Raw genomic sequence first — 18,478 nt, forward strand, 5'->3', positions numbered from 1 at the left:
ATCGGATGGAATCTCTGATCTGGGATCAGCACGCGTGCCTACCGCTCACCGTCGGAGCCGAGGTCGCGCCCCTGGGCCGCTATGCCTCCGGCGTGCCGACGTACGTGTCGGTCAATGCCGGGTACCGGCCGCAGGCGTACGTCGACTCGATCTCGCTCCTCCGTTCTTGCCGCGCGGCCGTCGAGCGGAATCCGGACCTGGGTCTCGCGGGCACCGTCGAGGAGGTCGACCGGGTGACCGCGTCGGGGCGGATCGCCGTCGCCTTCGATCTCGAGGATGCGAATCCGCTCGACGGTGACCTCGACAACCTCGCCGAGCTCGCTCGACTCGGCGTCCGGACGATCGGCCCGACCTACAACCACGCGAACCGTGCGGGCGGCGGCTGCCTCGATGCGAACGACGACGGTCTGACTCGCTGGGGGAGTGACCTGGTCGCTCGGATGAACGAGGTGGGCGTCGTCCCGGACGGATCCCACTGCGGCCGTAGGACGGGACTCGGGATCTCCGCGGCATCGTCGGGCCCGACGGTCTACAGCCATTCCTGCATGGCAGGCGTGTGGGAGCATCCGCGCAACATCACCGACGAACAGGCCCGGGCGTGCGCCGAGACCGGTGGCGTCGTCGGCATCACCGGTGTGGGGATCTTCCTCGGGCCCAACACCCCGACGTTGGAGGCGATGGCCCGGCATCTCGAGTACGCCGTGGAGCTCGTCGGGATCGACCACGTGGGCGTGAGCACGGATCACTCCTTCGACGCCGACGACTTCCGCACCGAGATCGCAACGAATCCGGGCCTGTTCGACGAGTCGTACACCCGATGGGGGCCGATCCAGTGGGTGCCTCCCGAGGAGTTCATCCGCCTGGCCGCGTTCCTCGCGGGCCGCGGATGGGCGCCGTCCGACATCGCGGCGGTGACGGGTGGCAACTTCCTGCGAGTCGCGCGGGCGACCTGGCGCTGAGCGCCGCGGCAGACGTCCTCGCGCGCAGCAGGTATCCCCGCTCGCGACGCGGATTCTCGGGGCGAGCGGAGGTATCTGCGGGGACGGGCGATCGGTGCGGCGGCGTGGGCGGTCCTTGACATCTCCTAGGATTTACATGAGTCTCAATAACAACAACAGCAACATTCGTCACAGAATGTCGCGCCGCGACCGAAGGAGACATCGGATGCCCGTGTGGATCGACGGAGGCCCCCGTCGCTCTCCGCGTGCCCTGGCGACCCGCGCGGCGCTGGTCGCGGTAGCGCCCGCGCTGGTCATCGGCGGGGCGCTAGTCGGATCGGGCGAACTGCCTGCGACCACGCTGGTCGACGGGCCCAACGACACCGCACCGGGCGGCGCCGGCGGACACGGCCGCGGCATGAGCCAGCTCGGCGCGCTCACCTATGCCAAGCAGGGCTGGAACGCCGAGCAGATCCTGGCCAAGTACTACCCGGGTACCACGCTGGGGCGGGTGAACACCGGCCTGCCGATCACCGTCCGGCTGACCAACCAGAGCCGACTCGACGTCGTCGCCCCCGCGGGCGGCATGATCGCGGGGAAGTCCCTGGCCCCCGGTCAGGCGGTCAGCATCAGCGGGACCACGGCGACGGTGCGCTCGGGCTGCGGCGGGCAGGTGCTCGGGACGCTCGAGGTGCCCGACGCCACCGTCAGCCCGTTGACGAACGACCAGTCCCTCGCCCCGAACCAGGTGCTGCGGTTCTGCGGCAGCAACGCCGGCTACCGGGGGCGGCTCACGGCCCGGCCCGATGGCGTGATCAACGTCGTCGGCATCGAGGACTACGTGCGCAGCGTGGTTCCGGTCGAGAACTCGCCGGGCTGGGCGGATCAGGGCGGTACCGCCGCGCTGCAGGCCCAGGCCATCGCCGCCCGGTCCTACGCCCTCGTCCGCGGCGCCGCGCGGGGCGAGGAGTTCGACGACACGCAGGGCTCGCAGGTGTACGGCGGGATCGACAAGGAGGATCCGCGCACCGACGCCGCCGTGTCCAGCACGAGCGGTCTGGTCATGGCTCAGAACGGCCGCGTCTACGAGACCGAGTACGGCGCCTCCCGCGCGGACGATCCGGCGGTCGACCCCGTCCGGTGATCCGGGGCGGCACCGTCGCGGTCGGCACCGTCGGGCTCCCGTACCGATCGTCGTCAGGCGTGTGCCCCGAGCGCCGTGGACGCGGGGACCGTTCCCAGTAGGCTGAACCGTATGGCGAAGTTGCAGCTCGGGTACAAGGCATCGGCGGAGCAGTTCGGGCCCCGCGAGTTGGTGGAGATCGCGGTCGCGGCGGAGGCCGCGGGCATGGACTCGGTCGCGGTGAGCGACCACTTCCAGCCGTGGCGGGTGAACGGCGGGCACGCCCCGTTCTCCCTGGCGTGGATGGCGGCGGTGGGCGAGCGCACCGAGCGCGTGAAGATCGGTACATCGGTGATGACCCCGACCTTCCGGTACAACCCCGCGGTGATCGCGCAGGCCTTCGCGAGCATGGCGTGCATGTACCCGGACCGCATCTTCCTGGGCGCGGGAACCGGCGAGGCGCTCAACGAGTACGCCACCGGTTTCCAGGGCGAGTGGCCCGAGTTCAAGGAGCGGTTCGCGCGGCTGCGCGAGTCCGTCCGCCTCATGCGCGAACTGTGGTCGGGTGAGATCACGAACTTCGAGGGCGAGTACTACCACACCAAGGACGCCGTCCTCTTCGACATTCCGGAGCGCCCCGTGCCGGTCTACATCGCCGCGGGCGGACCTGTCGTGGCCAAGTACGCGGGCCGCGTGGGCGACGGCATGATCTGCACCTCCGGCAAGGGCATGGAGCTCTACACCGACAAGCTCATCCCCGCCGCTCAGGAGGGGGCGGGCCTCGGGGGGCGCGACTTCGGCGCGCTCGACAAGATGATCGAGATCAAGATCAGCTACGACCCGGATCCCGAACTGGCGCTGGAGAACACGCGCTTCTGGGCGCCGCTCTCGCTCACTGCGGAGCAGAAGCACTCGGTGAACTCGAGCGCCGAGATGGAGCGCCTCGCCGACGAGCTGCCGATCGAGCAGGTCGCCAAGCGCTGGATCGTCTCCTCGGATCCCGACGAGGCCGTGGCCGCCGTCAAGCAGTACGTGGATGCGGGCCTGAACCACCTCGTGTTCCACGCCCCCGGCCACGACCAGCGGCGGTTCCTGACCAACTTCCAGCGCGATCTCGAGCCCCGCCTGCGCGCGCTCGGCTGACCCTCGGCTGGAAGAGTGGAGCTCATGGCCGCGGATCGAGCACCGAAGACGACCAGTATCTACATCGCCTCTCCGGAGGGCGATACGGGCAAGTCCACCATCGCGCTCGGCGCGATGAACCTGCTCACGTCCACCGGCTGGACGATCGGGGTGTTCCGGCCGATCCCGCGGTCCACCGGCGACCAGCGCGACTACATCCTGGAACTGCTCATCGAGCAGGCGACCGCCGAACTCGACTACGACGAGTGCATCGGAGTGAGTTACGAGCAGGTGCACGAGGACCCGGACGCGGCGATCGCCGAGATCGTGAGCCGTTTCCACGCCGTCGCCGACAAGTGCGACTTCGTGCTGGTCCTCGGCTCCGACTACACCGATGTCACCACGCCGACCGAGCTGTCCTTCAACGCCCGGATCGCCGCGAACCTCGGAGCGTCGATCCTGCTGGCGGTCAAGGCCCTGGACCGCACGCCCGAGCAGGTCGTCTCGGTGGCGGAGCAGTGCATGGCCGAGATCCGGGCCAACCACGCGCACACGGCCGCGATCATCGCCAACCGGTGCGCGCCGGAACAGCGCGAGGCGGTCTGCGAGGCGCTCAAGGCCGACACCGGGCTGCCCGTCTGGGCGCTGCCGGAGGAGCCCGTGCTCACCGCGCCGACCATCGGCGAGCTCATGGACGCGATGGACGGCAAACTGCTGTGGGGAGACCCGGAGCTGCTCTCCCGCGAGGCGATGTCGGTGCTGGTCGCAGGTATGACGGCCGAGCACAGCCTCGAACGGGTCACAGAGGGCGTCGCCGTCATCGCCGCGGGTGATCGCTCCGAGGTGTTGCTCGCGATGGTCACCGCGCACCGCGCCGCAGGCTTCCCGTCGCTGGCCGGGATCATCCTCAACGGCGGATACATGCCGCACCCGGTGACCGCCGCGCTGGTCGACGGGCTCGCGCCCAACGTGCCGATCATCTCCGTCGAGCACGGTACGTACGAGACCGCCCGGCTGGCCGCGAAGACCCGCGGGCGCGTCGGTCCCGGCTCGGAGCGCAAGGTGGACCTCGCGATCGCGCTCACCGAGAAGCACGTGGTCTCGGAGGCTCTGCTCGAGGCGCTGCAGGTGTCGAACCCGGGCGTCGTGACCCCGCAGATGTTCGAGTACAACCTCATCGCCCGGGCGCGCGCCGACCGCAAGCGCATCGTGCTGCCCGAGGGCGGCGACGATCGCATCCTGCGGGCGGCCGGCCGACTGCTGCAACGCGAGGTGGCCGATCTGACCATCCTCGGCCAGGAGTCCCGGGTGCGGGCCCGGGCCGCGGAACTCGGCGTCGACCTCGGGGACACCGACGTGATCGACCCGAAGCGTGCGACCGACCTCGTCGACAAGTTCGCCCAGGCCTACTACGAGCTGCGCAAGCACAAGGGCATGACGCTGGAGCGCGCCGCCGAGGCCGTGGTGGACGTGAGCTACTTCGGCACGATGATGGTCCATCTCGGCATGGCGGACGGCATGGTCTCCGGTGCGGCGCACACCACGGCGCACACCATCCGCCCCTCGTTCGAGATCATCAAGACCCAGCCCGGCGTGTCGACGGTGTCGTCCATCTTCCTGATGTGCCTGGCCGACAAGGTGCTCGCCTACGGCGACTGTGCGGTGGTGCCGGACCCGACGGAGACCCAGCTGGCGGACATCGCCATCTCGTCGGCGCAGACCGCCGCGCAGTTCGACATCGACCCGCGGGTCGCGATGCTCTCCTACTCGACGGGCGAATCCGGTACGGGCGCCGATGTGGACAAGGTGCGCGCAGCCACCGCGCTGGTCCGTGAGCGCTCTCCGGAACTGTTGGTGGAGGGCCCGATCCAGTACGACGCCGCCGTCGATCCCGGCGTGGCGGCGTCGAAGATGCCCGACTCCCCGGTGGCCGGTCAGGCGACGGTGCTCGTCTTCCCCGACCTCAACACCGGCAACAACACCTACAAGGCGGTGCAACGCTCGGCGGGCGCCATCGCGATCGGCCCTGTGCTGCAGGGCCTCAACGCGCCGATCAACGACCTCTCCCGCGGGGCGCTGGTCGAGGACATCGTCAACACCGTGGCGATCACCGCGATCCAGGCGCAGGCCTTCGCCCCGGAGCGGAGCGGGCACGGGGCGACGGCCGAGCCGGCCGCAGGAAAGGGACAGTCATGAACGCGGTCGCGGGAGCGGTCCTGGTCCTCAACTCGGGCTCGTCGTCGCTGAAGTATCAGCTGCTGCACCCGGATTCGGGTGAGGTGGTGCACGGCGGCATCGTCGAGCGGATCGGCGAGGCCGAGGTGCCCGATCACAAGGCCGCGCTGCGCCTGGTGTTCGACGAGTTCGCCGCGCGCGGACTGGACCTGACCGACGGTGCGGGGAGCCCGGAGGGGCTCGTCGCCGTCGGGCACCGAGTGGTGCACGGCGGTCGCAGTTTCCACTCGCCCACCGTGATCGATGATCACGTTCTGGCGGAGATCCGCCGGCTCAGTTCGCTGGCGCCGCTGCACAACCCGGCGAACGCGCAGGGCATCGAGGTCGCCCGAGAGCTGCTGCCGGGGGTCAAGCAGGTGGCCGTGTTCGACACGGCCTTCTTCTTCGACCTGCCCGCCGCGGCAGCGACCTACGCGATCGACCGCGAGCTCGCGGAGGAGCACGCGTTGCGGCGCTACGGCTTCCACGGGACCTCGCACGAGTACGTCTCGCAGCGGGCGGCGGCGTTCCTCGGCCGGCCGACCGCCGAGGTGAGCCAGATCGTGCTGCACCTGGGCAACGGCGCCTCGGCCTCCGCCGTCCGCGGGGGCCGCGCCGTCGACACGTCGATGGGACTCACCCCGCTCGAGGGCCTCGTCATGGGCACTCGGTCCGGCGACATCGACCCGGGTCTCGTGTTGCACCTGGGGCGATCCCTCGGGATGGGCATCGACGAGATCGACGCCCTCCTCAACCGCCGGTCGGGCCTGAAGGGGATCGCGGGCGAGAACGACTTCCGCGCGCTGAGCGCCCTCATCGCGCAGGGCGACGAGCACGCGAAGCTGGCCTACGACGTGTACATCCATCGACTGCGGCGGTACATCGGCGCGTACCTGGTCGACCTCGGCGGGGCCGACGCGATCAGCTTCACGGCCGGCGTCGGCGAGAACGCCGCGCAGGTCCGGGCCGACGCCCTCGCCGGGCTGGAGGGATTCGGCATCGTCGTCGACCCCGAACGGAACGCCGGCCGGATCTCCGAACCCACCCGGATCTCGCCCGACGACGCCCCCGTCGCCGTGCTCGTGATCCCGACCAACGAGGAGCTCGCGATCGCGCGCGAAGCAGCGGCGCTCTGATGCCCCTCGGGCGCCCGGCGAGGATCGAGGACGACGGCGGCGACTTCGGATCGCCGCTCCTCGGCACGCGCACGGAGGGCGCCCGGCAACGGCGGCTGCGAACCGTCCTGCTGCTCAGTGGAGCCACGACCATCGCGACGATCGTCGGCGCCGGCTACGCGACCATGCTCATCATGGTGGGGCTGCCCGAGCCCTCGGTGCTGCGGCCGGAGCTGCGCGTCGTCAACGCGGTGGGGGTGCCCTCCTACGTGCTCGCCGGCGTCCTGGTGGGATTCGGGTACGCGACGTTCACGGTCCACCGCGCCCTGCACTGGTCGGGGCTGGACGTTCCGCCGACCGAGCGGGAGGCGCGGCGCACATTGGCCCTGCCGCAGCGGATCTATCTGTTCGAGCTGTTCAGCTGGTTCCTGGCCGCGGCGCTGTTCGGCCTGATGTACGGCTCGCGGGATGTGCAACTGGTGCCGAAGGTGGTCCTGGTGCTCGCCGGCGTGGGCCTGTTGACCGCCGGCGTGTGCAAGGTGCTGGCCGAGTTCAGCCTCCGGCCGGTGACGGCGATCGTGCTCCAGACCTACCGTCCGACACCGAGACATCAGACCCTGCAGGCGCGCTCGCTCGGCCTGTGGTTCCTCGGCTCGGGCCTGCCGACCGCCGGGGTCCTGATGATCGCGCTGTTCGCCCTCGCCGGCCCGGAGGGGATGACGGTGCGGGGCATGGCCGTCAGCATCTGCGCGGTCGCGGGCGGCGGCATCCTCTCGGGCGTCGTCCTCAATCTCCTCGGGGTGACGCGGGTGTCCTCGCCGGTCCGCAGCGTGATCGCTGCGATGCGGCGTGTGTCCGAGGGGCGGTACGACACCGAGGTCGTGGTCTACGACGGAACCTCACTCGGCGACCTGCAGTCCGGCTTCAACGCCATGGCGGACGGGTTGCGGGAGCGGGAGCGGGTGCGCGACCTCTACGCCCGGCAGGTGGGCGAGCAGGTGGCCCGCGCGAGCATCGAGCGCGACCCCGAGCTCGGCGGCGTGGAGCAGACCGTGGCGGTGATCTTCATCGACCTCGTGGGGTCGACCGCGCTCGCCGCGGAGCGCCCCGCAGCCGAGGTGGTCGACATCCTGAACCGCTTCTGCAGCGTCGTCGTGGCCGAGGTCAACAGTCGTGGCGGTCTGGTGAACAAGTTCGAGGGCGACGCCGTGCTCGCGATCTTCGGCGCGCCCGCCGCCCTGTCGGACCCGGCCGGCGCGGCGCTGTCCGCGTCGCGCGCCATGATGCGGCGCCTCGCCCGCGAGGTGCCCGAGGTGCGGGCCGGCTGCGGCGTCACCTACGGCACCGTCGTCGCCGGGTACGTGGGCGCGGCGGACCGCTTCGAGTACACGGTGATCGGCGATCCGGTCAACGAGGCCGCACGGCTCTCTACCTACGCCAAGGCCGACCCGACGGTGCCGTGGGCCTCCGGTTCGGCGTTCGACGCGGCCGAGCCCGCGGAGCGGCGCCGGTGGCGCGAGGGCCCGACCGAGGTGCTCCGGGGCCGTTCGCATCCGACGTGGATGTTCCTCGCCCGACGGTGACCGCGCCCCGCCCAGGAGGTCGGCGCGGCGGCGCGATCAGGTGAACGCGGGCAGCTTCGGCGGCAGGGTCTTGAGTACCCACTCGATGGTCACCGGATTGGGCATCGACATCGCGTTGCCGAGGGTCCGGTCGATGGTCGTCACCCGGTTCTCGCGGCTGACCGCGAGCGCGCGGAAGGCCGTGTCCTCGCTGACCTTCGTGCCGTAGTCGAGGTAGACCAGCGCGTCCAGATCGAGGACGGCGACCTTCTCCGCGGGGATCTCGGCGTAGAACTTCCCGGCCGGGACCACCGACGAGATCGTCTCGGGCAGTGTGAAGCCGAGCATCGTCAGCACCTGGCCACGGCCGTCTGTGGTGGCATAGGCGTAGAAGCCGCCGTCGGACTTCGGCAGTACCGTGGCGGCGGTCCGACCGCGGTACTGCGGGTGCTGCTCCTGGGTACGGCGGATGGTGTTCTCGGTCTTGGTGATCAGCGCGTCGCCCTGGGTGGCGCGCCCGACGCCGGAGGCGATGGCCCGGACCTGTTCCTGCCAGGGCACACCCCACGCGGCGAACTGCGCCGGCCGGCGGACCACGGGCGCGATCGTCTCGAGCCGGGAGAAGGTGGCGTCGTCGAAGCCGGAGTTGACCGCGACGATCACGTCGGGCTTACTGGCGGCCAGGGTCTCGAGGGCCTTGGTGTCGAGCTTGGTCCCGGTGCCGAGCAGCATCTGCGGATTCTTCCCCTGCAGCAGCGGCTTGGCCCACTCACCGACCGGCTCCTTGGCGTCCTGCGCCCACGGTGCGACGAGCACCGGGACCACGCCGAGCGCGAGGAGGGTGTCCACATCGCCGAGGCCGAGGGAGGCCACGCGCTGCGGGCTCGCGGGCGCCGAACTCGCGGGGCCCGTTTCGGAGGAGGTCCCGCACGCGGTCACGGTGAGGGACACCAGGATGGCGAGTACCACCGAGATCAGACGCATACCGCCCCTTCCTTAGAATGAAGGGCAGCCTATCATTACGGATGTGACCGCTACATCGACTGAGGAGGCCGCCCCCGGGGCGACGCCTCCCGCGCGCCCGGAGTCCACCTCCGGCGCCGCCCGGCGACGGCGCCGCACGGTCGGGCTCGCCGTGCTGATCGTGCTACTCGTGGTGACCGTGATCGCGTCGCTCGCGATCGGCTCGCGCAGTCTGGCACCGTCGGACGTGTGGGCCGGTCTGTGGCACCGGTACACGACCGGCCCGAACCCGGCCGACGCCGAACTGAACCAGGCCGCGATCATCATCCAGACGCTGCGCGTCCCGCGCACGCTGTTGGCGCTCATCGCCGGCGCTGCGCTGGCGCTGGCCGGCTCCCTGATCCAGGGCCACACCCGCAATCCCATCGCCGACCCGGGCATCCTCGGCATCACGCAGGGCGCGGCGTTCGCCGTGGTCTGCGCGACCTTCCTCGGCGGACTGACCGCGCCGATCCAGTACGTGTGGTTCGCGTTCGCGGGCGCGGCGATCGCCGCGGTGGTCGTCTTCGGCCTTTCCAGCATGGGGCGTGGCGTGTCCTCGCCGCTGACGCTGGTGCTCGCGGGCACCGGTGTGAGCGTCTTCCTCAGCTCGATGACCTCGGCGATCGCGCTCAGCGACAACGCCTCGCTCGACACGCTGCGGTTCTGGAACGCGGGTGCCGTCGTCGGCCGCGGCTACGACGTGATCGGTGTCGTCGCCCTCCCGATCCTGCTGGGCGTGATCCTCGCCCTGGCCAACGGCCCGGCCGTCAATCTCCTCAACATGGGCGACGACGTTGCCAAGGGACTGGGCCTGAACATCAACCTCGCGCGGACCGTCGGCGTGGTGGCGGTGACGATCCTCGTCGGCGCGGCCACGGCGGCGTGCGGCAGCATCGCCTTCCTCGGCCTCATGGTGCCGCACATCGTCCGGTACTTCACCGGCCCCGACTACCGCTGGCTGCTGCCCTACTCGGCGCTCATGGGCGCCTGGCTGCTGCTCGCGGCCGACATCGTCGGCCGGGTCGTGGCCCGGCCCGGCGAGCTCGAGGTGGGCATCGTCGTGGCGATGGTCGGTGCGCCCTTCTTCGTGGGACTCGTGTGGTGGCGGAAGGCGGTCCGGGTATGAGCACGACGATCGATCGGACGGACGTGGCGAAGAAGCCGCCGATCCAGCCCGGCTTGCGCTTCGGCACCGTCGTCTCCTTCGTGTGGCGACCCTGGCCCGTGATCGTCACCGCGATCATCGCGGCGGTGGCCTTCGTCGCGTTCTGCGCCAGCATCCGGATCGGCGCCTTCCCGCTCACCTTCGGCGAGGTGCTGCAGGCCCTCGTCGGCCGCGGCGACTCGATGACGCACTTCATCATCATGGAGCTGCGGATGCCGCGGGCACTGGTCGCGATCATCGTGGGCGCGGCGCTCGGCATGTCCGGGGCGATCGTCCAGTCGATCGCCCGTAACGCGCTGGCCAGCCCCGACATCCTCGGCATCACCGCCGGCGCGGGCGTGGCGGCGGTCTTCCTCGTGACCTCCACGGGCACCCTCGCCACGACGCTCAACAACGGTGTCGGACTGCCGATCGTCGCGCTCGCGGGTGGTCTCGCCACCGGCGCACTCGTGTACCTGTTGGCCGTGCGCGGCGGGGTCGACGGCATGCGGCTCATCCTCGTCGGCATCGCGATCACCGCGCTGATGCGCGCGCTCATCGACTGGATGCTGGTGCGCGCCGACATCCGCGATGTGGCCCGCGCCCAGGCGTGGCTGGTCGGCTCACTGGAGAGCCGCAGCTGGACCGACGTGTGGTCGGCGCTGGGGATCGCGGTCCCCGCGGTGATCCTGGCCCTCGGTGCGGCGTTCGCACTGCGCGCCGTGCAGCTCGGCGACGACGTGGCCCTCGGCCTCGGCGTGCGCCTCGGCTGGACCCGGGCGATCCTGCTCATCGCGGCGGTCCTGCTCGCGGCGGCCGGCGTCTCCGCCGCCGGACCGATCGCGTTCGTCGCGTTCGTCTCCCCGCAGCTCGCGATGCGGCTCACCAGGCTGCCCACGCCACCGCTCATCCCGTCCGCGTTCATGGGCGCGGCACTGCTGGCCTGCGCCGACCTCGTCGCCCGCACCCTGTTCTCCGTCGCGCTGCCCGTGGGCATCGTGACCGCCGCCGTGGGCGGCCCGTTCCTCGTCTACCTGCTCGTCCGCCAGAACCTCAAGGGGGCCAAGTGACCACCACCGATACCGCGACGACGGCACCGTCGCGCCTGGGCGCCCGCAAGGTCTCCTCCGGGTACGGCCACACCACGGTCCTCGACGACCTCGACCTTGACATCCCCACCGGGGTGGTCACGACGATCATCGGGCCGAACGGGTGCGGCAAGTCGACGCTGCTGCGCACCCTCGCGCGTCTGATCAAGCCCTCGTCCGGTCACGTCGTGCTCGACGGTGCCGACATCGCGAAGCTCAAGACGAAGCAGATCGCGACGACGATGGGCCTGCTGCCGCAGAGCCCGCTGGCGCCCGAGGGACTCACCGTCGGCGACCTCGTTGCCCGCGGCCGGCACCCGCACCAGACCTGGCTGCGGCAGTGGAGCTCCGACGATGCGGAGGTCGTCGACGCCGCGCTCGAGCAGACCGGCGTGCGCGACCTCGCCGATCGCCCCGTCGACTCGCTCTCCGGCGGCCAGCGGCAGCGGGTCTGGATCTCCATGACCCTCGCACAGGGCACCGACCTGCTGCTCCTCGACGAGCCCACCACCTACCTCGACCTCTCGCACGCCCTCGACGTGCTCGACCTGGTCGACGAGCTCAGCAGCCAGGGGCGGACCGTCGTCATGGTGCTGCACGACCTGAACCTCGCCATCCGGTACAGCGACCACATCATCGCCATGCGCGACGGTGCCGTGGTCGCCCAGGGATCGCCCGCGGAGGTGATCAGCGAGGAGATGCTGCGCGAGACCTTCGGCCTGCACTCGACGGTGATCGACGATCCCGTCGCGCCCGGCCGCCCGTGCATCATCCCGATCGGCGCGCGCCGCACCGGCTAGAACAACGTGCGCGGGCGGATCGCGTTCGCGAGGTCGACGAGCGCGTGGCGCTGGCGCTTGCGTTCGGCGAGCGCGGCGATCTCGCGCAACGACTTCTCCGTGGCCTTGCGCAGCCCGCGCTCGGTGAGGGCGTGGTCGAGCAGGGTGCCCGTGCCGTCGAGCCGACCGTGCTGATTGCGGTGCTGCACCCAACCCAGCGCGACGCCGAGGACCAACGCGCGCAACTGCATCCGACGGAACTCGGACTTGGGGAGCGTGCGCACGCGGCGCGCGGCCTCGTGCAGCTGTGCCTCCGTGACCTCGGCCAGATCGCGGCCGTGCACCAGCGCGACCACCGAGCTGCACAGCGCGTTGTGGTAGTGCCGGCTGGTGGACGGGACCTGGTCCAGGATCTCGACGGTGCCCGCGATATCGCCTGCGGCGCGGCGCATCCGGGCGGCGCCGAAGGCCGCCGAGATGATGCCGCGATCGGTGCGCCACACGTTCTCGTACCGGCAGCGGGCGCGGTCGAGCCAGCCCTCCGGATCGGATTCGCCAGACATGTAACAGAACTCGGCGGCCACCGCCGCGGCGAGCTTCGGTGCCGCCTCGCCCGGCGCCTGGTCGGTCACCGTCTCGAAGTAGTCGTAGGCCGCCGCGTAGTCGCCCTGCATGAGCGCGGTCTCGGCGCGGTACCAGGTGACCTGCCAGCGGTGCGGCTCGCGCGCAGCCAGCGAGTCGAGCAGCGTGGTCGCGGCGTCGACCTCGCCCAACTCCAGGTGTGCGCGCGCCTCGGCCAGATCGATCTCGACCGTGCCCGCCATCGCCTCGCGCAGCTCGGCGAGCGAGTCGAGGATCTGGGTGGGATCGCTGCGCATCGTCAGCGCGAGGACGCTCGCTGCGGGGTCGGCGGGGTTCGCGATCGGGATCGGCAGTGCGGCCAGTACTTCCGGGGCGCGGAGCCGGTCGTCGTGCACCTCGGGGTCGGGGTCGACGGCGCGCAGCATCAGCTCCACGCCGAAGGTCGAGCGCTGCGGCGTGAACACCACGGACAGGCCCGGCCGAGGCTCACCCGACTTGGTGGACAGGCACTCCCGCAGCACACCCAGCAGCTGATCGGTGAGCTCGGCCGCCGAGGAGAACCGCTCGTCCGGGTTCTCCGCCGTCGCCTTCACCAGCAGCCGGTACAGCGAGTTGTACTGCGCGAGGGTCGGATCCTCGGTGGGGGAGGGCAGACCGTCGACGTACCGGCCCTTCTCCATCGGCACGTCGGCGACCAGGACCGCGAGGGTGCGGCCCACCGTGTAGATGTCGGAGGCGATCGACGGCCCGGTCTTGGCGATCTCCGGCGCTTGGAAGCCGGGCGTGCCGTAGATGTAGCCGTAGCCGCCGAGCGGGGCGACGGCGCCGAGGTCGATGAGCTTGACGTCCTCCTCGCTGATCATGATGTTGTCCGGCTTGAGGTCGTTGTAGGCGAGGCCGAGGCTGTGCAGGTAGCCGAGGGCGGGGAGCACCTCGAGGATGTACGCGATCGCCTGCTCGACCTCCACCCGCGCCGCGGACGGCGGACCGTCGCCCGCTTCCGCCTCCGACAGGATGTCCTTGACGGTCTTGCCCGGCACGTACTCCATCACGATGTAGCCGATCCGGGTGCCGTCCGGATCGGGATGCTCGACGAAGTTGTAGATCTTCACGATCGACGGGTGCGTCATCTCGGCGAGGAACCGGCGCTCGGAGACCGCGACCGCCTGCGCCTGGGCGTCGCCGGAATTGAGCAGGCCCTTGAGCACGACGGGCCGGTCCACCACGTTGAGGTCGGTCGCGAGGTAGATCCATCCCATGCCGCCGTGCGCGATCGCGCCCTGGATCTCGTACTGGTCCGCCACGATGTCGCCGGGCTTGAGCGCGGGCTCGAACGAGAACCGGGCCCCGCAGTGCGGGCAGGTGCCGATCAGTGCGCCGGGCTCGCCGTCGTGGGCGCGGCCGACGGGCTTGCGGCAGTTCCAGCAGTACCGTTTGCCCTCGGCGATGATCGGGTTGGTCCGGATCGCCTCGGACGGGTCGACCTCGGTGATCCGGGGGATCTCGACGAGGCCGCCGCCCACGCGGCGGCGGGCCGCGACGCGCGTCGTGCTCGCTGCGCGGACGGGTCCGTTCCCGAACCGCGGCGTCGCCTCGGTCTGGACCGCCGGGGCCGGGGGCGGCACCGTCGTCACCTGGGTGCCGACGGGCGGGGGCTCGGTGTCGAACAACCCCTCCATCGGTGCCCCGACGGTGCCCTCGTCCTCGTCGTCCAGCAGCCCGTCCATCGGAGCGCCGACGGTGCCCGGGCCCTCGTCGTCCTCGTCGAACACGACGACCTGCGCCTGCGTGCGCTCCGCCTCCTCGGCCTCGTCGCTCATCGTGCTCACCTACCCCTCGTACCTGGCCGCGGGCGCCGACCACACCTGGCCCAGCGACGGCGCGAACCACTGGTTGTAGAGGCGCATCCACGTGCCGTCGAAGGCCATCCGCAGCAGCACCCCATTGATGAAACGTACGAGGTCCGGTCGGTTCTTCCCGATCCCGACGGCGTAGTACTCGAGGCCCATGGACGGCCCCGTCAGCGTCAGGTTCGGGTCCTGCTGCCCCAGCCCGGCGAGGATGGCGTCGTCGGTCGAGACGGCGTCGACCTGCGACTGCTGCAGCATCACCAGGCAGTCCGACCACGAATCCGCGGCGACCACGCTCGCGCTCGGCACGAGTCGCCGCACCCGGTCGAGCGAGGTGGTGCCGCGCACCTCGCACACCCGCCGCCCGGACAGGTCGCCGACCGTGTTGATCGGAGCGCCGCGCGGCGCGAGGATCCGCTGCTGCGCGATGAAGTAGGTGGCGGAGAAGGCCACCGTCCTGGCGCGGTCGCAGGTCGCGGACATGGTCTTGACCACGATGTCGACGGTGCCGTCCTCGAGTGCCTTCTGGCGATCCGCGGTCGAGAGGATCCGGAAGTGGATCCGGTTCGGGTCGCCGAAGATCGCGGCGGCGATCTGGTGCGCGATGTCGGCGTCGAAACCCTTGATCTCGCCCGTGATCGGATCGCGGAAGGACAGCAGGTTCGACCCGATGTCGATGCCGACGATGAGCCGGCCGCGATCGTGGATGGTCGCCATCGTGGTGCCGGGGACCATCTGGCCCGCGGGCGGCAGGCCCGACGGTGCCAGGGTACCGGGGCACATGGACACCTCGGCGGGGATCGGGGCGTCGGTGGGGACGACCGACCCGGAACCCGGCACCGGCTGGGAGTACGCCGTGACCGCGTCGCCCGGGGCCTCGGGAGCCGATACCACGCACCCCGTCGACGCGAGGGCGACGGCCGTGCCGAGGGCGATTCCGCCGAGCAGCCTGCGCATCATCGGTACTCCCTCACCCGGGGGTAGAAGCCGGCGGCGACGCCCGCCGCCGCCAGCACGCACAGCACGAAGGCGCTGGGGCCGGAGAACGCGATGGCGAAGCGTGCCGTGTTGACGTTGTCCCGGTACAGGGTTCGGGCCCGGTCGATCGCAGCGGTGAGGTGCTCGTCGAGCGAGCGGTAGGCCACGGCCGCGGAGCCGGGGTCCGAGCCGATGGCGAGCCGCGTCGCGCCCAGGTAGTCGCCCGTGGCCTCCCGCGCGGCGATCTGTTGGTGCGCGGAGATCCAGTGCGCGGCGTCGGCCCTGGCGGCCTCGACCGCCGCGGAGATCTCGGCGTCGGGCGTACCCAGCGACTCGAGCTCGGACTGCGCCTGCTGCAGGGTCTCGGCGAAGGCGCTCGGTGGTACACCTCGTCCGGCGCCGCGCTGCACGAGCGCCATGGTCTCCATCGAGCGCGCCTTCTGGGTGAGGGTCCGGGCCTGCGACAGCGCGTCCACCGCTGCGGTGCCGCGCTGCTCGGCGCGCAGGGAGTAGGTCGACGATGCGAGGCCCGCGACCGCCACCCATGTCAGGGCGATGGTGAGCGCCGCCGCAGCGACGACCAGCCCGCGATTGATCCGGCGCTGGGTGCGGCGTGCGAGGTATTCGTGTGTGAGCAGCAACGATGCGAGCGCGATCCCGAGCACACCGAACACGGCCCAGGGCGGCGAGGCGAACTTCGCGTGCGTGTCTCGGAGGTTCTCCGTCTCCTCGCGGTAGAAGCTCTCCGCGGCCGGCAGGAGGGTGTCCTGCATGAGGGTCGAGGCGGTCGCGAGATAGGCCGCCGCCACCGAGTTGTCGAGCCGGTTGTTGGTGCGGGCCGTCTCGACGAGGCCGGTGTACACGGGGAGGTTCATCGCGATGGTGTCGAGGTTGCCGTGCGCGCGCCCGTCCTCGGGCGGCAGGCTGGTGGCGGAGGTGATGAGCGCCTTGCCCGCGGTGGCGACGGCGAGGCTGTAGCTGCTCTGGATCTCGTCGGACGGGAGGCCGCCGGCGACGAAGGCCGCGTTCGCGGACTCGTTCGCCGCGGACAGAGAGCTGTAGAGCACCTGGGCGGCGTGGGCGCGCGGCTCGTAGTCGGCGAGGTTCTGCTGCAGCACCTCGGTGCGCGAAAGCTGCACGGCCGAGGTGAACCATCCGGTGAACAGGCACATGGTGATGAGCACCAGGGTCATCGACACGAGCTTGCCGGGGCTGGAGGTGAAGAACTCACGGAGCTCGCCGAAAACCGATGACTCGGGGAAGGATCGGAGGCGCAGGGACGACAGCTGCCGATTCTTCGACGCCTGGGCTGTCACCGTCTGCTCCTTCCTGAAGTTCACCCTCCGGCCGAGGTCGGGCCACTACGGACAACGTGCTTCGACCCTATCGCGCGACCCCACTGGATCGGCGCGCATGACGCGCTTTGTCCTCGCCCGAGTCCGCGGTTCGTCGGCTACGGTGGGGTGCATGTTGGGTGACGGGAACGGCTGGGTGCGCGACCCGGACGGTTCCCGGTTCTGGGGCCGGTTCGGCGCGGCGGGTCTGTTGGCTCTGTCGCCCGACGAGAGCAGCGTGTTACTGCAGCACCGAGCGTGGTGGAGTCATCAGGGCGGCACGTGGGCGCTGCCCGGCGGCGCGCGCGACTCGCACGAGTCCGCCGCCGACGCAGCACTCCGCGAGGCCTTCGAGGAGACGGGCCTGCCGCCCACTTCTCTGGAGGTGCTGTCCGAGGTGGTCACCGCCCGCTCCGCCGTCGGGTGGACCTATACGACGGTGCTGGCCCGTCTCGTCGAGCCGCGCGAGCTGGTGCCGAACGAGGAGTCCACCGCCCTCGAGTGGGTCGCACTGGGCTCCGTCACCGACCGCAAACTGCATCCGGCCTTCGCCACCGCCTGGCCGGAACTGCAGGTCCAGGTCCGCGCTCTCGCCGGCGAGTAGCCGCCCCGCCTCCTCCAGTCGGCGTGGAGTGTCTTTGCGCGCAGTCATACGCGGGCTGTATGCCCATGTTTGCGCAGCTCAGTGGCCTGCTTCTTCGGAGCGTTATGCAGGGCGCGAATACCGCTGCTGCTGAGACGGCGGGTGTGAGGCCGTGGCTGTCGAACCTTGCCCGGTGCGCGCCGGCGTGGCGTCGCCACTCAACATCTTTCGAAGCGTTCTGCGACGAATCGGGCCGATCCCGTCGCAGAACGCTTCGAAAGATGTCGCATACCGTGGCCCACGCGGTGCCGAGTCCCCCCCACGGAACGCCCGATCTCCCACCCCGAACGAAATTGTCCGTGAGCGATCAGCCGAGGGCGGCCTTGAGGGCGCGGGCGGCGGCCTCGGGGTCCGCAGCGGCGGTGATGGCGCGGACCACGACGATCGCGTTCGCGCCCGCGGCGGTCACCTCCGGTACGCGCTCGAGGTCGATGCCGCCGATGGCGAACCACCTTCGCGCGGGAGCGGCGGCCGCCGTCTCGCGGACCAGCGGCAGGCCCGGCGCGAACCGGCCGGGCTTGGTGGGGGTCGGCCAGCACGGGCCGGTGCAGAAGTAGTCGACGCCGTCCTCGACCGCCGCGGACCGGGCCTGCGCGGCGTCGTGCGTCGACCGGCCGATGACGACGTCCGGTCCCACGATCGCGCGCGCGACGGGAACCGGCAGGTCGTCCTGGCCCAGGTGCAGCACGTCGGCACGGGCACCGAGCGCGATGTCGGCGCGGTCGTTCACCGCGATCAGCGCGCCGTGCTCGTGGGCGATCTCCCGCAGCTGCGCCACGATCTCGATCTCCTGCGCAGCCTCGAGCGCTCCGAACTCGCGTTCACCCGCCGAGCCCTTGTCGCGGAGTTGCACGATGTCGACGCCGCCGCGCAGCGCCGCCGCCACGAACTCCGCCAGGTCTCCGCGCTCGCGACGTGCGTCGGTGCACAGGTACAGGGAGGAGGAGGCGAGCCGCTCGCGTGGGGAGACCATGCCCCAACCCTAGGCGCCGGGAGTAGGG

Annotated in this window: 15 protein-coding genes; 10 read left to right on the top strand and 5 right to left on the bottom strand. The window is 70.9% G+C overall.

Going from position 1 to position 18,478, the window contains the following annotated elements; genetic code table 11:
• Nucleotides 1-5 precede the first annotated feature (5 nt).
• From AXK61_RS09355 to AXK61_RS09380, 6 genes are all read left to right on the top strand, one after another.
• On the top strand, nt 6-959 hold the full coding sequence (locus AXK61_RS09355; RefSeq protein ID WP_068744984.1) for a dipeptidase: 954 nt from the start codon (nt 6-8) through the stop codon (nt 957-959).
• A 205-nt stretch (nt 960-1,164) separates the two neighbouring features.
• Nucleotides 1,165-2,082, top strand: a complete 918-nt coding sequence (locus tag AXK61_RS09360; RefSeq protein ID WP_068744986.1) for a SpoIID/LytB domain-containing protein — start codon at nt 1,165-1,167, stop codon at nt 2,080-2,082.
• Nucleotides 2,083-2,193: 111 nt separating this feature from the next.
• Nucleotides 2,194-3,204: a glucose-6-phosphate dehydrogenase (coenzyme-F420) gene (gene fgd, locus AXK61_RS09365; protein WP_068571210.1), complete on the top strand. Its 1,011-nt coding sequence runs from the start codon at nt 2,194-2,196 to the stop codon at nt 3,202-3,204.
• A gap of 24 nt (nt 3,205-3,228) precedes the next feature.
• Entirely contained in the window at nt 3,229-5,379 is a 2,151-nt protein-coding gene (gene pta, locus AXK61_RS09370; protein ID WP_068745260.1) for a phosphate acetyltransferase, read from the top strand.
• The gene (locus tag AXK61_RS09375; RefSeq protein ID WP_068744988.1) at nt 5,376-6,533 is read left to right on the top strand and encodes an acetate kinase; all 1,158 of its coding nucleotides are present in this window, start codon (nt 5,376-5,378) and stop codon (nt 6,531-6,533) included. Before pta ends, AXK61_RS09375 begins: the two co-directional genes overlap by 4 nt.
• Nucleotides 6,533-8,095: an adenylate/guanylate cyclase domain-containing protein gene (locus AXK61_RS09380; RefSeq protein ID WP_068571208.1), complete on the top strand. Its 1,563-nt coding sequence runs from the start codon at nt 6,533-6,535 to the stop codon at nt 8,093-8,095. Before AXK61_RS09375 ends, AXK61_RS09380 begins: the two co-directional genes overlap by 1 nt.
• A gap of 36 nt (nt 8,096-8,131) precedes the next feature.
• Here AXK61_RS09380 and AXK61_RS09385 read toward each other — a convergent pair whose 3' ends face one another.
• Entirely contained in the window at nt 8,132-9,058 is a 927-nt protein-coding gene (locus AXK61_RS09385; protein WP_068571207.1) for an ABC transporter substrate-binding protein, read from the bottom strand.
• A gap of 43 nt (nt 9,059-9,101) precedes the next feature.
• On the opposite strand from AXK61_RS09385, the gene AXK61_RS09390 reads away from it, so the two are divergent.
• Genes AXK61_RS09390 through AXK61_RS09400 form a run of 3 tightly spaced genes read left to right on the top strand, consistent with a single transcriptional unit; the run spans nt 9,102 to nt 12,111 of the window.
• Nucleotides 9,102-10,205: a FecCD family ABC transporter permease gene (locus AXK61_RS09390; protein ID WP_156485624.1), complete on the top strand. Its 1,104-nt coding sequence runs from the start codon at nt 9,102-9,104 to the stop codon at nt 10,203-10,205.
• A complete protein-coding gene (locus AXK61_RS09395; RefSeq protein WP_068571205.1) occupies nt 10,202-11,293 on the top strand; it encodes a FecCD family ABC transporter permease in 1,092 nt (363 codons plus the stop codon). Before AXK61_RS09390 ends, AXK61_RS09395 begins: the two co-directional genes overlap by 4 nt.
• Nucleotides 11,290-12,111: an ABC transporter ATP-binding protein gene (locus AXK61_RS09400; protein ID WP_068571204.1), complete on the top strand. Its 822-nt coding sequence runs from the start codon at nt 11,290-11,292 to the stop codon at nt 12,109-12,111. The genes AXK61_RS09395 and AXK61_RS09400 overlap by 4 nt, the downstream gene beginning before the upstream one ends.
• On the opposite strand, the gene AXK61_RS09405 is transcribed toward AXK61_RS09400, so the two are convergent.
• Genes AXK61_RS09405 through AXK61_RS09415 form a run of 3 tightly spaced genes read right to left on the bottom strand, consistent with a single transcriptional unit; the run spans nt 12,108 to nt 16,816 of the window.
• Complete coding sequence (locus tag AXK61_RS09405) at nt 12,108-14,492, bottom strand: serine/threonine-protein kinase (RefSeq protein ID WP_068745262.1); 2,385 nt, start codon at nt 14,490-14,492, stop codon at nt 12,108-12,110. The two genes, AXK61_RS09400 and AXK61_RS09405, sit on opposite strands and share 4 nt — an antisense overlap.
• A 9-nt stretch (nt 14,493-14,501) precedes the next feature.
• On the bottom strand, nt 14,502-15,482 hold the full coding sequence (locus AXK61_RS09410) for a glutamate ABC transporter substrate-binding protein (RefSeq protein ID WP_082789288.1): 981 nt from the start codon (nt 15,480-15,482) through the stop codon (nt 14,502-14,504).
• Nucleotides 15,479-16,816 carry a hypothetical protein gene (locus AXK61_RS09415; protein ID WP_139057893.1) on the bottom strand — a complete coding sequence of 446 codons (1,338 nt, stop codon included), beginning with the start codon at nt 16,814-16,816 and terminating at the stop codon, nt 15,479-15,481. The genes AXK61_RS09410 and AXK61_RS09415 overlap by 4 nt, the downstream gene beginning before the upstream one ends.
• A gap of 151 nt (nt 16,817-16,967) precedes the next feature.
• Here AXK61_RS09415 and AXK61_RS09420 point away from each other — a divergent pair, with 151 nt between their 5' ends.
• The gene (locus tag AXK61_RS09420; protein WP_068571201.1) at nt 16,968-17,438 is read left to right on the top strand and encodes an NUDIX hydrolase; all 471 of its coding nucleotides are present in this window, start codon (nt 16,968-16,970) and stop codon (nt 17,436-17,438) included.
• Nucleotides 17,439-17,784: 346 nt separating this feature from the next.
• Here the strand turns inward: AXK61_RS09420 and thiE are convergent, their stop codons facing one another.
• Entirely contained in the window at nt 17,785-18,450 is a 666-nt protein-coding gene (gene thiE / locus AXK61_RS09425; protein WP_068744994.1) for a thiamine phosphate synthase, read from the bottom strand.
• Nucleotides 18,451-18,478 lie beyond the last annotated feature (28 nt).

Origin of the sequence: Tsukamurella pseudospumae (assembly GCF_001575205.1) — a bacterium.
Taxonomy (GTDB): Bacteria; Actinomycetota; Actinomycetes; order Mycobacteriales; family Mycobacteriaceae; genus Tsukamurella; species Tsukamurella pseudospumae.

What these genes read in the sequence shown, in the direction of transcription:
- pta (WP_068745260.1), top strand. Translation starts at nt 3,229, where the DNA reads ATGGCCGCGGATCGAGCACCGAAGACGACCAGTATCTACATCGCCTCT.
- AXK61_RS09420 (WP_068571201.1), top strand. Translation starts at nt 16,968, where the DNA reads ATGTTGGGTGACGGGAACGGCTGGGTGCGCGACCCGGACGGTTCCCGG.
- AXK61_RS09395 (WP_068571205.1), top strand. Translation starts at nt 10,202, where the DNA reads ATGAGCACGACGATCGATCGGACGGACGTGGCGAAGAAGCCGCCGATC.
- AXK61_RS09355 (WP_068744984.1), top strand. Translation starts at nt 6, where the DNA reads ATGGAATCTCTGATCTGGGATCAGCACGCGTGCCTACCGCTCACCGTC.
- AXK61_RS09360 (WP_068744986.1), top strand. Translation starts at nt 1,165, where the DNA reads ATGCCCGTGTGGATCGACGGAGGCCCCCGTCGCTCTCCGCGTGCCCTG.
- AXK61_RS09385 (WP_068571207.1), bottom strand. Translation starts at nt 9,058, where the DNA reads ATGCGTCTGATCTCGGTGGTACTCGCCATCCTGGTGTCCCTCACCGTG.
- AXK61_RS09380 (WP_068571208.1), top strand. Translation starts at nt 6,533, where the DNA reads ATGCCCCTCGGGCGCCCGGCGAGGATCGAGGACGACGGCGGCGACTTC.
- thiE (WP_068744994.1), bottom strand. Translation starts at nt 18,450, where the DNA reads ATGGTCTCCCCACGCGAGCGGCTCGCCTCCTCCTCCCTGTACCTGTGC.
- AXK61_RS09410 (WP_082789288.1), bottom strand. Translation starts at nt 15,482, where the DNA reads ATGATGCGCAGGCTGCTCGGCGGAATCGCCCTCGGCACGGCCGTCGCC.
- AXK61_RS09405 (WP_068745262.1), bottom strand. Translation starts at nt 14,492, where the DNA reads ATGAGCGACGAGGCCGAGGAGGCGGAGCGCACGCAGGCGCAGGTCGTC.
- AXK61_RS09375 (WP_068744988.1), top strand. Translation starts at nt 5,376, where the DNA reads ATGAACGCGGTCGCGGGAGCGGTCCTGGTCCTCAACTCGGGCTCGTCG.
- fgd (WP_068571210.1), top strand. Translation starts at nt 2,194, where the DNA reads ATGGCGAAGTTGCAGCTCGGGTACAAGGCATCGGCGGAGCAGTTCGGG.